The sequence below is a fragment of the Sebaldella termitidis ATCC 33386 genome (genome assembly GCF_000024405.1).
Taxonomy (GTDB): Bacteria; Fusobacteriota; Fusobacteriia; order Fusobacteriales; family Leptotrichiaceae; genus Sebaldella; species Sebaldella termitidis.
Window position 1 is genome coordinate 4,054,433 of the sequence record NC_013517.1, and the last position, 18,359, is coordinate 4,072,791.

Sequence of the window (18,359 nt, forward strand, 5' to 3'; positions counted from 1 at the left end):
ATTTTATCTTATTCCTCTTTCACTTAGTCCGCTGTATTTCATATCAGAAGGAACCAAAATTATTGGTCTGTCCAGATTTGAAACCAATATTCCCACATTCACCTTATCCAGATCCATTACGGCTTCCCCGTTCAAGGCATACATTTCAAGCCCTTCCTCGGAGAAAATATCCTTTGCCCTCACAGTTTCTCCCTGAGCAACAAGCTTATCAAAATAATCGTACCTGTCTTTTATTCCGTAATATTCGTCATCTGACGAAGCAGATAAAATAGCACTGCTGAATAAAACATAAGACGAGGCTTCCAATACTGCCAGACTGTCTAACGAAACATCAAATGAATTATCATTCACACGAATATCCGCAAATACCTGTGTTCCAAATATAACTGCTAAAATCAAAATCCCTAATTTTTTCATAAAAATCACCTTCTATTATATTATTTTACCTTTACTATTTTTTTCTTTCCTGCTCTTATTATCATCCCGGCTTCAGGTGTAACCATGTGGTTTATGTCCTTTACAGGCTCGTCGTTTATCTTCAGACCGCCCTGCTGTATAAGCCTTCTTGCCTCACTTGTCGATGACAAAAGGTTCAGATGCTTTACAAGTATATCAATAACTCCTGTTTCCGTATATTCCAGTTCCACTTCCGGAAGCTCTACATCAAGGTTCTTTTTGCTGAATACATTTTCAAACCATTCTCTTGCCTTTAGTCCTTCTTCCTTATTATGATATATAGCTACTACTTCTGATCCGAGACGTTTTTTTATTTCCATAGGGTGAAGAGTTCCGTTTTCCATGTCTGCCTTTAACTGCGCTATCTCTTCCAGAGGTATGTCCGTTATTATTTCATAATATCTGAACATAAGATCATCTGATATTGACATTATTTTACCAAACATATCATTCGGAGTATCAGTTATGCTTATATAGTTATTCAAAGACTTACTCATTTTTTCCACACCGTCAAGTCCTTCAAGGATAGGCAGAAGCATACATATCTGCGGATCCATTCCGAAATTTTTCTGTAAATCTCTTCCTTTTAAAATATTAAATTTTTGTTCTGTAGCTCCCAGCTCTATATCACATTTCATTGCAACAGAGTCATATCCCTGTAAAATAGGGTACATAAACTCCACTAACGATACCGGCTTATTTTCTGCAAGTCTTTTCGCAAAATCTTCTCTTGAAATCATTTGTGCTACGGTAAACTGTGATAACAGACCGAGAAAATCCTGAAGCGACAGTTTTTCCAGCCAGTCTGCATTATATAGAATTTCTGTTTTTTCCGAATCAAGTATCAGAAATACCTGCTCCAGATACGTAGCTATATTTTTCTGTATATCTTCAGGTGTAAGCATTTTTCTTGTTTCTGATTTACCTGTGGGATCTCCTATTCTTGCAGTAAAAGTTCCTATCAGAAACTGCACTGTATGTCCCAGCTCCTGAAACTGCTTTAACTTTCTCAAAGGAACGGCATGTCCTATATGAAGATCTGTCCCTGTAGGATCTATTCCCAGTTTTATTTTTAAAGGTTTATTTTCTTTTAATGACTTTTCCAGTCTCAGCTTTAATTCAGCCTCGTTTATTATCTCTTCACAGCCTCTTTTCAGTATATTAAACTGTCTTTCCACTTCATTTTTTATATCCATTTATTTCTTCCTTTCCAGATTTTTGTTCAAATTACTATTTCAGAATTATATTTTCTATAAATCATCCCAGCTATCTGAAAATAAAGGAACAAACAGCGGCAATTCCAGATTCAAAAAAACACTTCTTTTCATAACATTCTCCTATTTTCATGATATTTTCTTACTATTATACCATATTTTTTCTTTTATAAGAACATAGATTTAATATATTGTATTAATTACGTTTTTAGGGATAAAAATAATCAAAATAATTTATTTATTTTATTTTAGAATAATATACACTTAATAAAACATTTTTTCAAGTCTTTAAATAAAAAAAATGCTATAATTAAGTAAATTCTTATGAAGAAGGTGATTTTCGTGATATATATCGGCGATAATAAAACTACCGGTGAAATAGACAGTTATTCTATTAATACGCTAAATATCCCCGGAATTGTACTTATGGAAAATGCCGCGCGTAATTTTACCGGCACCATTGATACTAATCTTGATAACTTTCTGATAGTCTGCGGCAAAGGTAATAATGGCGGTGACGGTTATGCCGTAGCAAGACAGCTTGTCTCCCTTAATAAACGGGTTTCTGTTTTTTCATGTGAAACATCAGATATGAGCCGGGACTGCCAAATAAATTATGACATATGCCGGAATCTCGGTATTCCAATGGAGAATGATATTTCTGCTTTAGAGGAACTGATTATTTCACATGATGTAGTTATTGATGCTGTTTTTGGCACAGGTCTTGATAAACCTTTAGCTGCACCTTATGATAAAATTATAAATAATATAAACCAATATGGAAAATATATAATTTCTGTGGATATTCCCTCGGGAATAAACGGTTCTACCGGTGAAACCGCCGGAATTGCTGTCAAAGCCGATAGAACTGTTTCTTTTGTAACATATAAACAAGGCTTTCTTAATTATTCCGCCGCAGAATTTCTTGGTAAGATAAAAGTAGTAAATATTGGTCTTCCCGAACATGTTATCAAAAAATTTTCAAATACAGTACTTATGGATAAAAAATATATAAGCAGCCTGCTTATTCCAAGACTGAAATATTCACATAAAGGAAATTTCGGACATACTCTTATAATAGCCGGTTCACCCGAATTTACAGGGGCTGCTGTGATTTCTGCCAATGCTGCCGTAAAAACCGGTTCCGGTCTTGTTACTCTTGCTGTATTTCATGAATGTCTGAATATGCTTTCTTCATGCAGTCCGGAAGTAATGACTGCTGATCTCAGTGACAAAAACCGCCTTTTGGATCTTTTGAAAAAAGTAAATTCTATTGCTTTCGGACCGGGTCTGGGCAATAACCCCCGGACACTGGAACTGCTGAAATTTGTCCTTGAAAACAGTGATGCTCCTATGGTTATCGATGCTGATGGCATCAATGTTCTGGCAGAAGAACCTGCTCTGCTGGAAAAACTTAAAAACAGATGTATTCTTACTCCTCATTTAGGAGAATTCTCCAGAATATCAGGACTTTCCATAGAAGAAATTTCCAAAGACAGAATTAAAGCAGCAAAAGATTTTTCAAAAAAATATTCAGTCATTTTATTATTAAAAGGTTATAATACTATTATTACAAATGAATGTGACGTTTATGTGAACACAACGGGAAATTCTTCAATGGCTAACGGCGGTATGGGTGATACACTTACAGGTATTACTGCCTCACTTATTTCACAAAAATATACAATTTTTGCTTCAGGAAAAATAGGAAGTTTTCTTCACGGTTATATCGGTGAAAAATTAAGTAAAAGATCCTTTGCAATCACAGCAGAAGATATTATAAGAAATATTCCCTTTTATCAGAAAAAATTATTTCTGTAATTTATGTCCTTATCAAATCAATAAAACAAAATATTGCCGCCGGTAATTTTATGTCAAAAAATAACAGCTTGACCGGAAATATACTTTTTACAGCTTCGTTTAGAACGAATAACCATAGTTTTCTGCATTTTTTTTAAATCTGCTTTTTATTTTTAATAAAATTATTTGCCTGAAAATACATTATTGTTTGAAACCGTGATATAATAACTATATAAGAAGACTGGTCATTTATAAATTTTCATAAATATTTATATTATTAGATAAAGGAGTGTAAAATGAAAAACTTTAATTTTCATGCCAGAACTGAAATTCTTTTTGGAAAAGGACAAATCGAGGCTCTTCCTAAGGCATTGGCACCTTACGGAAAAAAAGTCCTTTTAGTTTACGGGGGTGGAAGCATAAAAAGAAACGGTGTTTATGACAGCGTTATAAAGCTTCTCGGGGAAAATAACTTTGAGGTTACGGAATTATCAGGTGTAGAACCGAACCCGCGTATTGAAACAGTCAGAAAAGGTGCTAAGCTGTGCCGTGATAACCAAATCGAAGTAGTCCTTGCAGTAGGCGGAGGGTCTACTATAGACTGCAGCAAAGTCATTGCCGGAGCCTGCTTTTATGACGGAGATGCATGGGATATCGTGCTTGACAAAGAAAAAATCACTAAAGTACTTCCTATTGTTACTGTGCTTACTCTGGCTGCCACAGGTTCGGAAATGAATAAAAATGCCGTTATTTCAAAAATGGATACCAATGATAAAATAGGTACTTCTTCTCAGGAATTCGTCCCTATGGCATCTATCTGTGATCCTACATATATGTACACTCTCCCTGCTATTCAGACAGCTGCCGGAACTGCCGATATAATGTCGCATATTTTTGAAAATTACTTTAAGTCGGAAGAAGATACATATGTTCAGGATCGTTTTGCTGAAGGAATATTAAGAGCATGTATCCATTACTGCCCTACAGCAATTGAAAAACCTGATGACTACAGTGCAAGAGCAAATCTGATGTGGGCTTCCACTCTTGCATTAAACGGTCTTACAGGTGCAGGAAAAGGGCAGACATGGTCATGTCACCCCATAGAACATGAACTCAGTGCTTATTATGATATTACGCATGGTACAGGACTTGCTATTCTTACTCCGAGATGGATGCGTTATATTCTGAGCGATAAAACTGTCTCAAAATTTGCAGACTATGGTGTAAACGTATTTGCACTTAATCCTGATGAAGATCCTTATAAAATTGCCAATAAAGCAATTGATCTTACAGAAGAATTTTTCAAAAAAATCGGTATTCCTATGCATTTAAGCGAGCTTGGAATAGGTACTGAAAAATTTGATGAAATTTCACAAAAGCTTGACAGGAAATTTGATGATGCCTATATACCAATGACTCCTCAGGATGTAAAAAAAATACTCGAAATGTGTTTATAGATAAAAAACAGGCTGTATAAAAGGATTTTTAAGCAGTCTGTTTTTTCTTACAGAAATATAAAAATTTATTTTCTTGACTCTGGTGTAACACGGAAGTTTATAATATCAATATGTTCTAAAACTGTATCCAAAAAAAAATTTCAAGGCGGTAATAATATGTTTAAAACCGGTACTTTTTCCAAAATGTGCGGCTTGTCTGCCGATACACTTCATCATTATGAAAAAATGAAAATTCTTATACCCGAATATACTGATAATGATACGAGATATCGTTATTATTCTGCCGAGCAGCTTCTTACAGTCAATAAAATTTCTGCTTTAAAAGATGCAGGATTTTCTCTCAAGGAAATTGCCGGGATTTTAAATAATAAGAAAGATCATCATTCACTTACGGATTTACTTGAGGAAAAAGCTCTCAGCCTTGAAAAAACTCTGGAACAGGAAACAGAAAGGTTAAAGCGCCTTTACACGAACATATTTTTAATAAAAAACGGAGGTGTTCCCTTGATGAATGAAATTACAATTAAAAAAACCGAATCTGTTCTGGCGGCTTCATTAAGAAGAAGGTTTCATAAAGATTTTTTTGATGAAGAGCTGGAGGAAATGTGGAGTAAAGTCAATGCTTCTATTGAAAAACACAAAATTAAGAAAAGTGTACCGTGCCTGATGATTTATCATACCGGATGGTGGAATTTTGCTGATGATGAAAAAGAAGATGAAAGATATCTTGATGTGGAAATTTCCGAGCCTGTTCTGAAAAAATTTGAATCCGATGATGAAATCCGGGTATATAAGCTTCCCGCAGAAGAAAAAATGGCTTGTGTTGTTCATCAAGGTTCTTTTGAAACTATCGGAAATACATTTGAAGTTTTTTTCAAATGGATCAGGGAGAATAAATATGTCATAAACGGTCCGCTACGGGAAATTTATCATAAAGGCGACTGGGCTACTGACAATCCTGATGAATATATTACAGAGCTTCAGGTTCCGGTTAAATAACTCTATTATAAAAATTCTGCCTAAAAATAAAATCTGGTGAATTATACAATAAAAAAATATAATTCTCTCCAGATTTTTTTATATTATCATTCTAAATTTACCAATTATTTTCTTTACACCTGAGCCAAAAATTGAATTTTTCTTTTAATTCTTTAAAAGTTTTATTGTTTTTATCTTTTTGATATAAATCTTCGGTTATATTAGCTAAAAATTCACATATTACTTCTATAAAATATTTTCTTTCAATATTTTCTGTTCCCTTTTTGTATTCGTATTTAATGCGCAAATCTCCCTCTTCTTCATTATTCCATGTAATCTCTATTTTATTACCTCTTCTGTAAAAAGAAACATTTGATATAAGCGAACCGCCGGACTCTGAAACCCATGCATGACGCCTTGTCCAAGTATGTAAAGCCCCGTACCAAAGATCAAATTCCAAATCATCTTCCCATTCTTTATTACATGCTATTTCTAACATATCATTTAAGTTTTTATCGGACTGAAAAAGAGGGAATGGATCATATCCAATTATATACTCCAAATTATATACAAGCCATTCTGTGATATACACCAAATTCCATTCATATTTCCTTGTTTCTCCATACATTGTCACTCTGCATAAATCTTTATTTTTAACATAAATTTCAAAAGTTCCCCAGCTATCAGAAAAATACTTTGATTCTCCAAAAGGGTCTTTTTTAAAATTATAAATTAATTGTAATTTATCTTTTTCTCCAAATTTTTTCATAAAACTCCTGATATATTTTTTGAATATTTAAGCCAGCTCCAGCCTCATATAAAGCCTGTCCTCATTTTCCCCGTATTCCTCGGTCAAAAGCTCTGCTTTTTCAAAACCGTGCTTTAGATAAAGGTTCACAGCCTTTTCATTTTCAGGATCTACAGTAAGTGTAACAGCTTCTATTCCTGATTTTTCCATCTCATTTATTATAAAATTCAGTAAAACAGAGCCGTAACCTTTTCTTGAAAATTTTTCCTTTGTAAAAAAGCCGTAAATATAAGCATCTTTTGTATCGAATGTTCTCATTATCTCTGCTACAGAGACTATTTCCTCATTCTCCAGCAGGACATAAACTTTTCCATATCTTACAAAAGGCATTATTGTCCATCTTCCTATACCCCCGTCGCCGAAAATAAGCTCTTCATATTCTGCTATATCATTTATCCGTTCCTTCTCTGAAGGAAGAAGTTCTCTTATTTCCATAAATCCTCCTTTTTCTTACGTTTTAATAATTTACTTTATATAAGTATAAACCCTCTGACGGAGCAAGTATTTTTTCACCGTCGGAATCAGGATTATCAAGTTTATCACATATATAATCCGGGTTTCTCTTTTCAAAATACACAGCCAGTGCGCTTCCTATCATAATTCTTATCATTGTCTTCAAAAATGACTTTCCTTCTATTTCGATAAACAGCCTTTTATCCTCTTCATAGCATCTGATATTATTGATTTCTCTTTCAGGATTTTTATTATCTTTATCTTTTTTTCTAAAGCTGTCAAAATTATGCCTTCCTATAAACGGCTCCATAATTTTTTGCAGCTTTTCAGGAATAATTTTCCCGTCAAGGGCTGAAACATAACTGCTTTCAAAGGGGGTAATTTCATCTTTAAGCTTCATTATGTAAAGATAAGTTCTGGTTTTGGCAGAAAATCTTGCATGAAAATCACTGTCAGCTTCTTTGGCATCTGTTACTCTTATTTTCCCTGAGAGAGCTCTGTTTAATATACCTTTTATAATATCAGGAGATATACTTTTTTCCATAAAAAAATTAGAAACCTGTCCCAATGCATGAACGCCTTTGTCTGTTCTTCCCGATGAAAGAAGATTTACTTCCTCGTTAAAGTAATTTTTGATTACCTCCTCTATACTTCCCTGCACTGTTTTTTTGTTTAGCTGTCTCTGAAATCCTGAAAATTTTGATCCGTCATATTCATAAACTATTTTTATATTTTTCATTTTCTCTCCCTGATTTTATATTACCACAATTTATAAAATATTATAACAATTCATTCTTTGTTTATCAAGTAAAGTCCATATTTTGAAGAATACAGCATTCTTTTTACAATATTTTTTCAGAAAATTTATTAATATTTTACATTGCTCAGTTATAATGAAAAAAATATTTTAAACAGGAGGATATATTGATTATGAAAGGAAAAGCATTTCTATTACTGGTTTTTTTTACTATATTTACACAAACTTATACTGTTCCCCTCGAAAAAACAGAAACAGGCTTTGCAAAAAATGTTATTATTCTTATACCTGACGGAATGAGTACTGACGGAGTAACACTTACAAGATGGGTTTATAATGACGGAAAACCTCTAAATATGGATGAAATAGCTTCCGGGCTTGTGAGAACCCATAATTCTGATACTATTATTGCAGACTCTGCACCCGGCGGAACTGCACTGGCAACAGGACACAAAACACAGGATAAGCTTATCGGGGTAAAGCCTAAAAAAGCAACTCTTTACGGTTCTGACAAAAATGACGAAAAAGATTATTATTCCCCTGTGGCTTCTGTTTTGGAGCTTGCCAAATCTATGGGCAAATCTGCCGGAATCATAGCTACCTCGGAAATAATGCACGCTACACCTGCTGATTTTACTGCACATGCCACACACAGATCAAATTATAATGATATTACAGAACAGCAGGTTTTCCAAAATCTTGATGTAGTTTTTGGCGGCGGCGAATTTTTTCTAAAGGCTGAAAACAGAGAAGATAAAGAAGATATGACCGCTGCATTAAAGAATAATAATTATAAGGTAATAAAAAACAAAAAAGAGCTTGAACAGTTGAAAACAGGAAAAGTATGGGGTCTTTTTTCTTCTAAGGACATTCCGTATGATATTGACAGAACTACTGAGCCGTCATTGGCCGATATGACAAAAAAGGCCATTGAACTGCTTTCAAAAAATGAAAACGGCTTTTTCCTTATGGTGGAAGGCTCAAAAATAGACTGGGCAGCTCACGCCAATTCCCCTGCCGGTCTGATAAGCGAGATCAAATCTTTCGATGATGCTGTGGGTGTTGCCCTGAATTTTGCCAAAAATAACAAAGACACTCTTGTTATTATTTCCAGTGATCATGGAAACGGAGGAATTACAATAGGAAATCAGGACACGACAGGCAACTATCCGGAAATTCCTCTGGAAAGCTTTGTTTCTACATTAAGAAAAGTGACTTCTACAGAGGAGGCTCTTTCAAAAAGAATAGCTGAAAAACCTGAAAATACTGCTGATTTAGTTCAAAAATATTTTGGCTTTACACCTTCAGATGAGGAGATCCAAAATCTTAAATCCAAAAATAAAACCTCTGATATACAAAAAATCCTTTCAGAAATGCTGAACAAAAGATCGCATATCGGCTGGACTACAGGCGGACACACAGGTGAAGAGGTAGTACTTTATGTGTATGCTGATGATTATAAAAATATCCTCGGAGGAACAGTACAAAATTCAGACGTTGCCCGTTACATGGCAAAAGCTATGGGCGGTGACCTTGATAAACTGAGCAGTGAATTATTTGTTCCCTCAAAAGATTTCGGTAGCTATGGAATAACTGTTTCCAATGATCTTTCAGATAAAAATAATCCAAAATTTATCCTTGAAAAAAACAATAGCAAATACATATTTTTTGAAAATAGAAATTATTTTGAAACTAATAACAAAAAAACTAGTTTTAACGGCGTTGTTGTCTATAACGGCGAAGAGCTTTTTATCCCGCTCAATGCCTTAGAGCTTATTAATTAACTTAAAAACTGTCCGTCTTTTTGGAAGTCGCCTCCAAAATTCGGGCAGTTTTTTTATTGAAGTATAATCATATACAATATATAATAATAAAAACGATTTGGAAAGGCGGTTTACATTGTTTAGAATAGGTGAATTTTCAAGACTTACACAAATTTCTGTGAGAATGCTCAGATATTATGATAAAAATGATCTTTTAAAACCTGAAAAAGTTGATCGGTTTACTGGCTATCGATATTACTCTTCCAGTCAAATCCGTGATCTCCATAAAATTATTTTTCTGAGAGATTTAGGATATGGAACAGCAGAAATTTCCAATGCCTTAAAAAACTGGAACGGAGACTTTATGTATAAGCAGATGGAAAATAAAAAGCTTGAAATTGAAAAAAATATACAGCAGGAAAAACTTAAAGCTGCCAGACTGAAAAATCTTTTAAAAAGTATTGAAAATAAAAATTTTTCAATAAATTATGATTTTAACATAAAAAAAATACCTGATTTTACAGTATTAGCTCTGGGAAAAACTGTTCCTGACTATTTCTCCGAAGGTACATTATGGAAAGAATTATATGATTTTATTGAAAACAATAAAATAAAACTTCCTGTAAATCCTTATGATTTTGCTGTTTATCACGATTCAGGGCATAAAGAAAGCAACATTGATATAGAAGTCTGTACTGTAGTGGAAAAAACAGGGAAAAATCAGGACGGATTTGTCTACCGTAAAATAAAAGGTGTCGAAACAATGGCGTGCACTATGGTTTTCGGTCCTTATGAAAAAATAGCCTCTGCATTTCTTGCATTTATAGAATGGATCTCCGAGCAGCCTGAATACAGAATGTCTGGTAAAAACAGACAGATTTGTCACCGAGGTCCTTGGAATGAAAAGGACCCGTTGGGATATCTTACCGAGATTCAGATACCACTGAAAAAAAATTATTGAAATCTGCTTGACTCTCACATGGTGACAGGGTTTAAAATACTGATAAATCATAGATGGAGGTAATTATTATGAAACAATTTTATGTTAATCCTGTAGGGAAAATTATCAGTAACGAGAAAGGATTTTTTATCTGTATAGATGAAAAATACATTCCGGCATTAAAAGAACTGAACAGCTTCAGCCATGTGAACATTATCTGGTGGGCTGATAAATGCGATTCAGAGGAAATGAGAAATACTCTTACGACAAATCAGCCTTATAAAAACTCTCCTTCAGTAATGGGAATTTTTGCCACACGTTCACCTTTAAGACCGAATCCTGTTGCTGTGAGTACTGCACAGATTATACATACTGACTGCGAAAAGGGGATTATTCAGATAGCTTATACTGATGCTGAAAATAATACACCTGTTATTGATCTGAAGCCGTATACAGCAAGCTTGGACAGGGTCGAAAACTTCACCTCTCCCGAATGGTGCAGACACTGGCCGGAAAGTATAGAAAAATCAGGTGACTTTAACTGGGAAGATGAGTTTAATTTTTAATTTGCTTATTCTTTTTGCAGTATAATCTTTTATATACTATTCTTCAGCGGATTTTTTGTGTAACTTAAAGTTACAGACATAAAAATCCGCTAATATTTTTTTTAATTTATATAATAAAAGAGACCCATTGCTGAGTCTCATGAAGGAGTTTTATGAAGAAAAATTTCTTTCTTTTCTTATGTAAACATTCTAACTCTGTTTTCTTAGTAATTCCTTTATTTATTCTTTTATTTGAATTTGTTTCCAATTTTATTGGTATTTTTTCATATTTAGACAGAAAATCAGTCTTCCAGTCTCTCCAGCATTTTTTCATTATATCCAAAAAGATAAGTAAGAATAAATCCACCCAGATATGAAGCCACAAGAGCTACAAAACACCATACCATTGATCTGTTGCTGTCAGCTACAGCAAGAAGTACTAAGCCTGACGGCCCTATTGTTGTACTTCCTACATTCTTGGCAGCTGCCAGTACAGCTCCTCCAAAGCCTGCACCCAGACATGCTGTTATAAAAGGATAAAACAGCGGAAGTGAAACCCCGTATATCAATGGTTCTCCTATTCCGAGAAAACCTGCCGGAAGTGCGGAGCTTATCAGCTCTCTCAGCCTTTTATTTTTAGTTTTTACAAGTATTGCTATAGCTGAGCCTACCTGCCCTGCTCCCGCCATTCCAAGTATCGGAAATAAAACCGTATAACCATAATCCTGAATAAGCTGGATATGTACCGGTGTAAGTCCCTGATGTATTCCCAGCATTACCAGCGGAAGAAATGAAGCTGCCAGCACATATCCGCCTATTATTCCGCCTTTATTCAGCATTATATCCAAAAGTACAAAAGTTACCCCTTTCATTATCACTGCCGCTACAGGCATTACTATTGCTATTGTTACAATACCGCCTGCAAGTATAGTTAAAACAGGAATTATAAGCAGATCCAGCGAAGCAGGCACTACTTTTCTCAGTTTTTTTTCAATAAATGCAAAAACAAAAGCTGCGAATATTACTCCTAATACACCGCCAAGATTAGGAGACAGTTTAATAAAACCATTAAACAAAGTAAGCGGCTTATCAGGCTGTCCGGCTAAAGCAGGCATGGCTATCATTGCTCCTGCGATGGCACCTAAAACAGGAGTTCCTCCGAATTCTTTTCCTGCATTATATCCGACCAATATATTTAATGAGCTTAGCAGAAGACCGCCTACTGCCACTAAAAGAGCAAACCACGGATTAGCCGATATTCCTCCGTCAAAAACACTCCATATTCTAGTGATGGCAAGTACAAGTCCTGTTCCCACAAAACCGGGTATCAGAGGAATAAAAATATTCCCTATATGTTTTAACCCTTTTTGAAAAGAGGATTTCTGCTTTGATTTTACTTTTTCTTTTGTTTTTTCTTCCAGATTATCAAGATTTTCGCTTATTTCCGAACTGCCCGACATTCCTGCTACATCACCGAATGCTTCCCTTAATCTTTGTGCATGACCTACACCAACTATTATCTGTGTCTGCTCTCCCGGAACTACGCCGAGCACTCCTTTTAATTCCTTCAGCTTCCCGGAATTCACCAGTTCCGGATTTTTAACATTTATACGCAGTCTTGTCATGCAGTTTGTAAAACTATTTATATTTTCAGTTCCACCCAAGTCACCAAGAATCTCTTTTGCAAGATTTTTATAATCCATAATTTCCTCCTCTTATATTAGATTTTATTTTATGGCTTCTCTTACAAAACCATCAGCCTTTTCCAGCCTGTGTACTGCTTCTTCATATTCACAGCCTGCGAGTATCATTACTATTGCAGTTTTTACATGCCATTCTGCCGAAACAAGAGTTCGCTCCGCTTCTTCATATGATGCTCCTGTAGCCTCCATTACGATTCTTTTTGCTCTTTCCACCAGTTTTTCATTTGTTGCCCTTACATCCACCATCAGATTCCCGTATACCTTTCCTACACCCACCATAGAAGCCGTGGAAATCATATTTAATATCATTTTCTGTGCACTTCCGGCTTTTAATCTCGTAGAACCTGTGAGTACCTCCGGACCGCAGTCCACTTCGATTGCTGCATCAGCATATTTTGAAATTTCTGCATTCTTATTACAGCTTATTGATACTGTATCTGCTCCCGCTCTCCGTGCATATTCCAAACCGCCTATTACATAAGGAGTCCGCCCGCTTGCAGCTATCCCCACTATAGTATCATTTTTTCCTATATTTAATTTTTTCAGTTCTTTTTCCGCTAACTCTTTTGAATCCTCGGCGCCTTCTACAGCTTTTACAAAAGCTCCCTCTCCTCCTGCTATGATTCCCTGTACTTCATCTATTGTTCCAAAAGTAGGAGAACATTCCACTGCATCAAGTACTCCGAGTCTTCCGCTGGTTCCGGCTCCCATATAAATAATACGTCCCCCGTTTTTCAGATTTTTTATGATTATTTTTACAGCTTTCTCTACATCGGGAAGTGTTTCTTTTATAGCAGCAGCTACTTTTCCGTCCTCTTCATTCATTATCGTAAGAAATTCTCCCGTACTCATCTGATCCAGATTTTGTGTTTTCGGATTTCTTTTTTCGGTCATAAGATTTTCAAGCATATTGTCTCCCTTTCTATACTATATTATTAATTTTTATTATATTATACCGTATTGTATTATTTTTTCAATTCCAAACCTAAAAATTGAAAAAAAATTTCAAAATTAGAAAACTTTGTCCAAAAGAAAAAACCGTATTAAATTAATTTTTTAATACGGTCTTTCTTCATTTATTTATTTTTTTCTGCTTTCTTTTATATTTTCCAAAAGCTCTTCTATATTCGGATCATTTAAATAATTCGTAATAGCGATTATCTTTTTCCCTTTATGAGACATTTCAGTTCTGCCCACGAGATTTTTATGAACTACTATAACATCAGAATCCTCGGGAATATTTTCTATGCTGTAATTATTTACTGCAATATCCTCAATATTTTCTTTTTGAAGCTTTTTCTTGAAAGTAGCAGCTCCGAAAGCACTGCTTCCCATACCTGCATCACATGCAAAAGCTACTTTTTTTATATTGGCAAGTATTTCTCCGCCTTTATTCAAAAGCTCCTTTCCTTCTGCCTTCATGGCTTTTGATTTTGCCACTGACTCTTCAAAAACATCGTCTTCTTCGTCTGCACTCTTATCCAGTTTTAGTATAAAAGAAGTGACAAAAAACGAAACAATTGTTGCTACCAGAACTCCGGCTATTACTCCTATAAAATTTCCCCGCGGAGTAAGTGCAAGATAAGCAAATATTGACCCCGGACTAGGTCCTGCTACTAAGCCCACTCCAAAGAGCTGAAAAGTAGCTATCCCTGACATTCCTCCTAAAATCATTGCAATAATTGTAAGCGGCTTCATTAATACATAAGGGAAATATAATTCGTGTATACCTCCAAAAAAGTGTATTATTATAGCACCCGGTGCTGTTCTTTTAGCAGATTTTTTACCAAATACAGAATATGCCAGCAGAAGACCAAGCCCCGGTCCCGGATTAGAAGCTACCATAAAATAAATAGATTTTCCTGCATCAAGAGTATCCTGCATTCCCAAAGGATAATAAATACCCTGGTCTATTACATTATTCAGAAATAATACTTTTGCCGGTTCATTGATTAATGACAGCAAAGGTAAAAATCCTGTCGCCACCAGTGCTTTTATGGCAATAGTAACAAAATTATTGGCACCCTCTATAGCCGGTCCTATTACTATAAAAGAAAACATCATTAGTATAAAGCCAAGAATCCCTATTGAAAAGTTATTTACTATCATTTCAAAACCGCTTGGTATTTTACCGTCTATAGCCTTGTCAAATTTCTTGATTATCCATCCTCCGAGAGGCCCTACTATCATTGCTCCAAGAAACATAGGAATTTCTGCACCTATAATAAGTCCCACGGCACCAAGAGTTCCCATTACCGCCCCTCTCTGTCCCGCTACCATTTTTCCTCCGGTATAGGCTAAAAGTACAGGAAGCAGATATTTTATGACAGGCCCGACCAGAACTGCAAACTTTTCACTTGGAAACCATCCTGTAGGTATAAACAGGGCAGTTAATATTCCCCAGGCTATAAAAGCCCCTATATTAGGCAGAACCATATTAGTTAAAAATCCGCCAAAAGCTTGAACTTTCGCACGTGCCGAAGCATTTTGACCAGAAAAACCAGTATCAATATTCATTTTATTCCTCCTTATTCTTACATTTAATTTTCTTTCTGCAGGTAATCCATCCCTGACAGATAAATTAAGAGAAATGATATTTCAATGTTCTAGTGTCGTGACTTGATATAAATAAGTTCCGCCACTAAAATACCACTTAAAAGTATTTATTTCATAATTTTTATGTTTTTCATCATAACCTATTCCTGTTATCTTTTCTGCTTCTCTTTATTAATCTATCTGATACTTTTGCTTATTTATTCCCGTAAATTTTATATCTTCAAGACTTTATGAAATTTATTTTTCAGTATTAAAATAAACATTATTTCTCTATAATACTTTATAATAAACTGCTTTTTTGTCATGCAGTATAATTATCTTGCTGTTGCTTATTTTGCAGATACGACTGTCTCATATTTTTTTACAATTATATCTGTCAGTTCTCCGTCTTCCAGCTTGGTAAAATGCTTTACCGCTTCTTTTATTCCATGCTGTTTTATATAATTTTGTATTTCTACAGCTTCTTCATCCTCAGGATTATAAAAACAAAAAGCTGAAGCTATTGCTTTGCTGATAAAATCAACAGGCAGTCCCATATTATGAAGTTTTCTTGCGGGCGCTGTCAGCCGCTCGTCATATCCGACTTTTCTTACAGGTGATCTTCCCACTCTGAATACACTGTCACTGATGCTTGTATTCCCATGCCGTTTCAATGTTTTCTCAATATATTCATTCATTTCATCTTCCGGTATGCCGTACTCTTTTATAAGATATTGTGCATTTTCTCTCATGGTATTCCTTACAAAATCTCTGATCTGATCTTTTGCCAGCGCTTCCTGTACAGTACTGCATCCAGCCAGAAATCCCGCGTATGCTGCTGTTGCATGTCCGGCATTTACACAATAAAGCTTTCTTTCTATATAAGGCTTCATATCCTCTACATATACTGCACCTTTTATTCCCAGTGTTTTTGTATTTAATATTTCCGGTTTATTTATAACCCATTCATAATAAGGTTCCACTACAGCTATATCCACACCATCTTTACTTTCTGACAATGCCTGTCTGTCTATTGCAGAATTTGGAAAACCTGTATATTTTTCTATTATATCTGCTTCTTCTTCGGAAACCAGCTTTAATACTTCCTGTTTTAATGTCGATGATGCATTTATGGCATTTTCATTAGCTATAACATCTATTTTATCTGTTTTTCCGTCAAACCTTTTCAGCAGACCTTTTGCAAGAATCGGTGCTATACGCGGCAGATTATTCACTCCTGTTGATGTAGTAATAATATCTGCCTCTGCTATCTCACAAATAATTTCATCTTCCTGTGTAAGACTGTTTAATGCTTTAACAGGTGATATTTTTTTGAAATTTTCTGTTCCTTCCAGTATTCTCATTATATAAAATTTATCATTATTAAGTCTGTTCACCATTTCACTGTTTATATCCACAAAACAAACCTCAAAACCTGATTCACTTAATAAACTCCCTATAAAGCCTCTTCCTATATTCCCAGCTCCAAAATGTACTGCTTTCATATCATACTCCTTATTCTACAGATTTTGCTTTTTTATTCCAGATTTGCATGATACTGCCACAGTGATTTCATATCTATGTTTTTCTCTCTGATAATCATCAGGGCAAGTGTATCTCCCAAAAGAAGCAGACTCTGTTCAAAAAGACTTGTCATAGGCTGCACAGACGGTACTTCATTCGGCAGATTCAGCTTTGTACTCACCGGAATTCTCACAAATATATCGGTATTCTCCTTCATTGAACTATTCGGATTAGACCCTATATGAGCTACTGCTGCATTAAGGCTTTTAGCCTTTTTGGCTATAATCAGCGGGAAAGCACTTTCTCCGCTTCCGGAACCTACTATTAAAAGATCTTTTTCTGTTATTGCCGGTTCCGTTATCTGTCCTACCACGTATGTTTTAATCCCGAGATGTGCAAGCCTCTTGGCTGTAGCTTCTAGTGACAAAAGCACCCTTCCTACACCTACAAAGAACACTTTCTCTGCTTTCTGAATAGCATCCAGAAGCCTTTCCACTTCGGCTTCTTCTATCTGTCCCAGAGTTACTGCAAGCTCTTCTGTTATTAATTTCTGTACGTCCTTATAATCCGGCTTAGCCATTAAAATTACCTCCTTTCAGTCCTTCGCTTATACTTATATCTAAAAGCTTTTTGTTTTCACTTATCGTATTTCCCGGAATGAAAAGACTTGTACTTCCTACTACAAGACTGTCAGCTCCTGCACTTACAAGCTTTGGAATAGTCTCCAGAGAAACACGTCCGTCTACCTGAATCTTTACATCTAAATTATTTTTTCTTATTAATTCAGAGAGATCCTTTACTTTCTTATCAGCATAGCTTACCTGTTTTTCACCTTTATCCGTCGCGAAACCGGGATTAATAAGCATTAATAATATGCTGTCACACTGCGGAAGAATATAATCCAAAACTGAAAGGGACGTAGCAGGATTTAACGCTACTCCTACTTTAGCACCGCTTCGTTTTACTAAATTTATCAGGCGGTCTGTGTGAAAACTGCTTTCATAGTGAAAAGTTATACTTTCTGCACCTATGTCCAGCATTTCATTTATAAACAGTTCATTATTCATTGACATAATATGTACATCAAATTCCATGTTTGTTATTTTTCTCAGTTTTTTTACAGTATCAATTCCAAGAGGCATACTCGGGCTGAATAAACCGTCAATAAGGTCTATATGTAGCGAATCTACACCTATTGCTTCGAGTTCTTTTATACTGTTTTCCAGATTAACAAGGTCTGCACACATTACAGATGGTGATATTGCTATTTTTTTCATTTTGTTCCTCCTTTGCTTCGATACACTTATTATATCCTGTTTTTATTTTTTGTCAAGCATAAACATGCAAAATAAAATAAAAATATGCACAAATAAATTCTAATACATGCAAAAAATGCTGTTTTAGTCTTTGTAAAAATATTTTTTCT

General features: G+C 35.1%; 17 protein-coding genes. 6 read left to right on the forward strand and 11 right to left on the reverse strand.

Going from position 1 to position 18,359, the window contains the following annotated elements:
• Positions 1–3: 3 nt before the first annotated feature.
• Positions 4–417 (reverse strand): hypothetical protein, encoded by a 414-nt coding sequence (locus tag STERM_RS18945; RefSeq protein ID WP_012863235.1) that lies wholly within the window; start codon positions 415–417, stop codon positions 4–6.
• Positions 418–437: 20 nt separating this feature from the next.
• The gene (gene tyrS / locus STERM_RS18950) at positions 438–1,652 is read right to left on the reverse strand and encodes a tyrosine--tRNA ligase (RefSeq protein WP_012863236.1); all 1,215 of its coding nucleotides are present in this window, start codon (positions 1,650–1,652) and stop codon (positions 438–440) included.
• Between the two features lie 360 nt (positions 1,653–2,012).
• On the opposite strand from tyrS, the gene STERM_RS18955 reads away from it, so the two are divergent.
• From STERM_RS18955 to STERM_RS18965, 3 genes are all read left to right on the forward strand, one after another.
• A complete protein-coding gene (locus STERM_RS18955) occupies positions 2,013–3,491 on the forward strand; it encodes a bifunctional ADP-dependent NAD(P)H-hydrate dehydratase/NAD(P)H-hydrate epimerase (protein WP_012863237.1) in 1,479 nt (492 codons plus the stop codon).
• Positions 3,492–3,766: 275 nt separating this feature from the next.
• Positions 3,767–4,927 carry an iron-containing alcohol dehydrogenase gene (locus tag STERM_RS18960; RefSeq protein ID WP_012863238.1) on the forward strand — a complete coding sequence of 387 codons (1,161 nt, stop codon included), beginning with the start codon at positions 3,767–3,769 and terminating at the stop codon, positions 4,925–4,927.
• Between the two features lie 156 nt (positions 4,928–5,083).
• Entirely contained in the window at positions 5,084–5,926 is an 843-nt protein-coding gene (locus tag STERM_RS18965) for a MerR family transcriptional regulator (protein WP_012863239.1), read from the forward strand.
• Between the two features lie 97 nt (positions 5,927–6,023).
• On the opposite strand, the gene STERM_RS18970 is transcribed toward STERM_RS18965, so the two are convergent.
• Genes STERM_RS18970 through truA form a run of 3 tightly spaced genes read right to left on the reverse strand, consistent with a single transcriptional unit; the run spans position 6,024 to position 7,905 of the window.
• Positions 6,024–6,674, reverse strand: a complete 651-nt coding sequence (locus STERM_RS18970) for a hypothetical protein (RefSeq protein WP_012863240.1) — start codon at positions 6,672–6,674, stop codon at positions 6,024–6,026.
• A gap of 27 nt (positions 6,675–6,701) precedes the next feature.
• Positions 6,702–7,148, reverse strand: coding sequence for a GNAT family N-acetyltransferase (locus tag STERM_RS18975; protein ID WP_012863241.1), 447 nt, complete (start codon positions 7,146–7,148; stop codon positions 6,702–6,704).
• A 22-nt stretch (positions 7,149–7,170) separates the two neighbouring features.
• Positions 7,171–7,905: a tRNA pseudouridine(38-40) synthase TruA gene (truA, locus tag STERM_RS18980; protein WP_012863242.1), complete on the reverse strand. Its 735-nt coding sequence runs from the start codon at positions 7,903–7,905 to the stop codon at positions 7,171–7,173.
• A 191-nt stretch (positions 7,906–8,096) separates the two neighbouring features.
• Between truA and STERM_RS18985 the strand changes: the two genes are divergently transcribed.
• From STERM_RS18985 to STERM_RS18995, 3 genes are all read left to right on the forward strand, one after another.
• Positions 8,097–9,707, forward strand: a complete 1,611-nt coding sequence (locus STERM_RS18985; protein ID WP_012863243.1) for an alkaline phosphatase — start codon at positions 8,097–8,099, stop codon at positions 9,705–9,707.
• A gap of 115 nt (positions 9,708–9,822) precedes the next feature.
• On the forward strand, positions 9,823–10,647 hold the full coding sequence (locus STERM_RS18990; protein WP_012863244.1) for a MerR family transcriptional regulator: 825 nt from the start codon (positions 9,823–9,825) through the stop codon (positions 10,645–10,647).
• Between the two features lie 68 nt (positions 10,648–10,715).
• Positions 10,716–11,192 carry an SAM-dependent methyltransferase gene (locus tag STERM_RS18995; RefSeq protein WP_012863245.1) on the forward strand — a complete coding sequence of 159 codons (477 nt, stop codon included), beginning with the start codon at positions 10,716–10,718 and terminating at the stop codon, positions 11,190–11,192.
• Positions 11,193–11,473: 281 nt separating this feature from the next.
• Here STERM_RS18995 and STERM_RS19005 read toward each other — a convergent pair whose 3' ends face one another.
• From STERM_RS19005 to STERM_RS19030, 6 genes are all read right to left on the reverse strand, one after another.
• Positions 11,474–12,874: a PTS transporter subunit EIIC gene (locus STERM_RS19005; RefSeq protein ID WP_012863246.1), complete on the reverse strand. Its 1,401-nt coding sequence runs from the start codon at positions 12,872–12,874 to the stop codon at positions 11,474–11,476.
• 24 nt (positions 12,875–12,898) lie between these two features.
• Entirely contained in the window at positions 12,899–13,783 is an 885-nt protein-coding gene (gene murQ, locus STERM_RS19010) for an N-acetylmuramic acid 6-phosphate etherase (protein WP_012863247.1), read from the reverse strand.
• A gap of 171 nt (positions 13,784–13,954) precedes the next feature.
• Positions 13,955–15,391 carry a PTS mannitol transporter subunit IIBC gene (locus STERM_RS19015; RefSeq protein WP_012863248.1) on the reverse strand — a complete coding sequence of 479 codons (1,437 nt, stop codon included), beginning with the start codon at positions 15,389–15,391 and terminating at the stop codon, positions 13,955–13,957.
• 368 nt (positions 15,392–15,759) lie between these two features.
• Complete coding sequence (locus STERM_RS19020; RefSeq protein ID WP_012863249.1) at positions 15,760–16,914, reverse strand: mannitol-1-phosphate 5-dehydrogenase; 1,155 nt, start codon at positions 16,912–16,914, stop codon at positions 15,760–15,762.
• Positions 16,915–16,946: 32 nt separating this feature from the next.
• Positions 16,947–17,513, reverse strand: coding sequence for a 6-phospho-3-hexuloisomerase (gene hxlB, locus STERM_RS19025; RefSeq protein WP_012863250.1), 567 nt, complete (start codon positions 17,511–17,513; stop codon positions 16,947–16,949).
• Positions 17,506–18,210 carry a ribulose-phosphate 3-epimerase gene (locus STERM_RS19030; RefSeq protein WP_012863251.1) on the reverse strand — a complete coding sequence of 235 codons (705 nt, stop codon included), beginning with the start codon at positions 18,208–18,210 and terminating at the stop codon, positions 17,506–17,508. Before STERM_RS19030 ends, hxlB begins: the two co-directional genes overlap by 8 nt.
• Positions 18,211–18,359: the final 149 nt, after the last annotated feature.

Coding starts and splice junctions, on each gene's coding strand:
- STERM_RS18970 (WP_012863240.1), bottom strand. CDS start 6,674: ATGAAAAAATTTGGAGAAAAAGATAAATTACAATTAATTTATAATTTT.
- STERM_RS18945 (WP_012863235.1), bottom strand. CDS start 417: ATGAAAAAATTAGGGATTTTGATTTTAGCAGTTATATTTGGAACACAG.
- STERM_RS19020 (WP_012863249.1), bottom strand. CDS start 16,914: ATGAAAGCAGTACATTTTGGAGCTGGGAATATAGGAAGAGGCTTTATA.
- tyrS (WP_012863236.1), bottom strand. CDS start 1,652: ATGGATATAAAAAATGAAGTGGAAAGACAGTTTAATATACTGAAAAGA.
- hxlB (WP_012863250.1), bottom strand. CDS start 17,513: ATGGCTAAGCCGGATTATAAGGACGTACAGAAATTAATAACAGAAGAG.
- STERM_RS19030 (WP_012863251.1), bottom strand. CDS start 18,210: ATGAAAAAAATAGCAATATCACCATCTGTAATGTGTGCAGACCTTGTT.
- STERM_RS18960 (WP_012863238.1), top strand. CDS start 3,767: ATGAAAAACTTTAATTTTCATGCCAGAACTGAAATTCTTTTTGGAAAA.
- STERM_RS18965 (WP_012863239.1), top strand. CDS start 5,084: ATGTTTAAAACCGGTACTTTTTCCAAAATGTGCGGCTTGTCTGCCGAT.
- STERM_RS18995 (WP_012863245.1), top strand. CDS start 10,716: ATGAAACAATTTTATGTTAATCCTGTAGGGAAAATTATCAGTAACGAG.
- STERM_RS18985 (WP_012863243.1), top strand. CDS start 8,097: ATGAAAGGAAAAGCATTTCTATTACTGGTTTTTTTTACTATATTTACA.
- STERM_RS19015 (WP_012863248.1), bottom strand. CDS start 15,391: ATGAATATTGATACTGGTTTTTCTGGTCAAAATGCTTCGGCACGTGCG.
- truA (WP_012863242.1), bottom strand. CDS start 7,905: ATGAAAAATATAAAAATAGTTTATGAATATGACGGATCAAAATTTTCA.
- murQ (WP_012863247.1), bottom strand. CDS start 13,783: ATGCTTGAAAATCTTATGACCGAAAAAAGAAATCCGAAAACACAAAAT.
- STERM_RS18975 (WP_012863241.1), bottom strand. CDS start 7,148: ATGGAAATAAGAGAACTTCTTCCTTCAGAGAAGGAACGGATAAATGAT.
- STERM_RS19005 (WP_012863246.1), bottom strand. CDS start 12,874: ATGGATTATAAAAATCTTGCAAAAGAGATTCTTGGTGACTTGGGTGGA.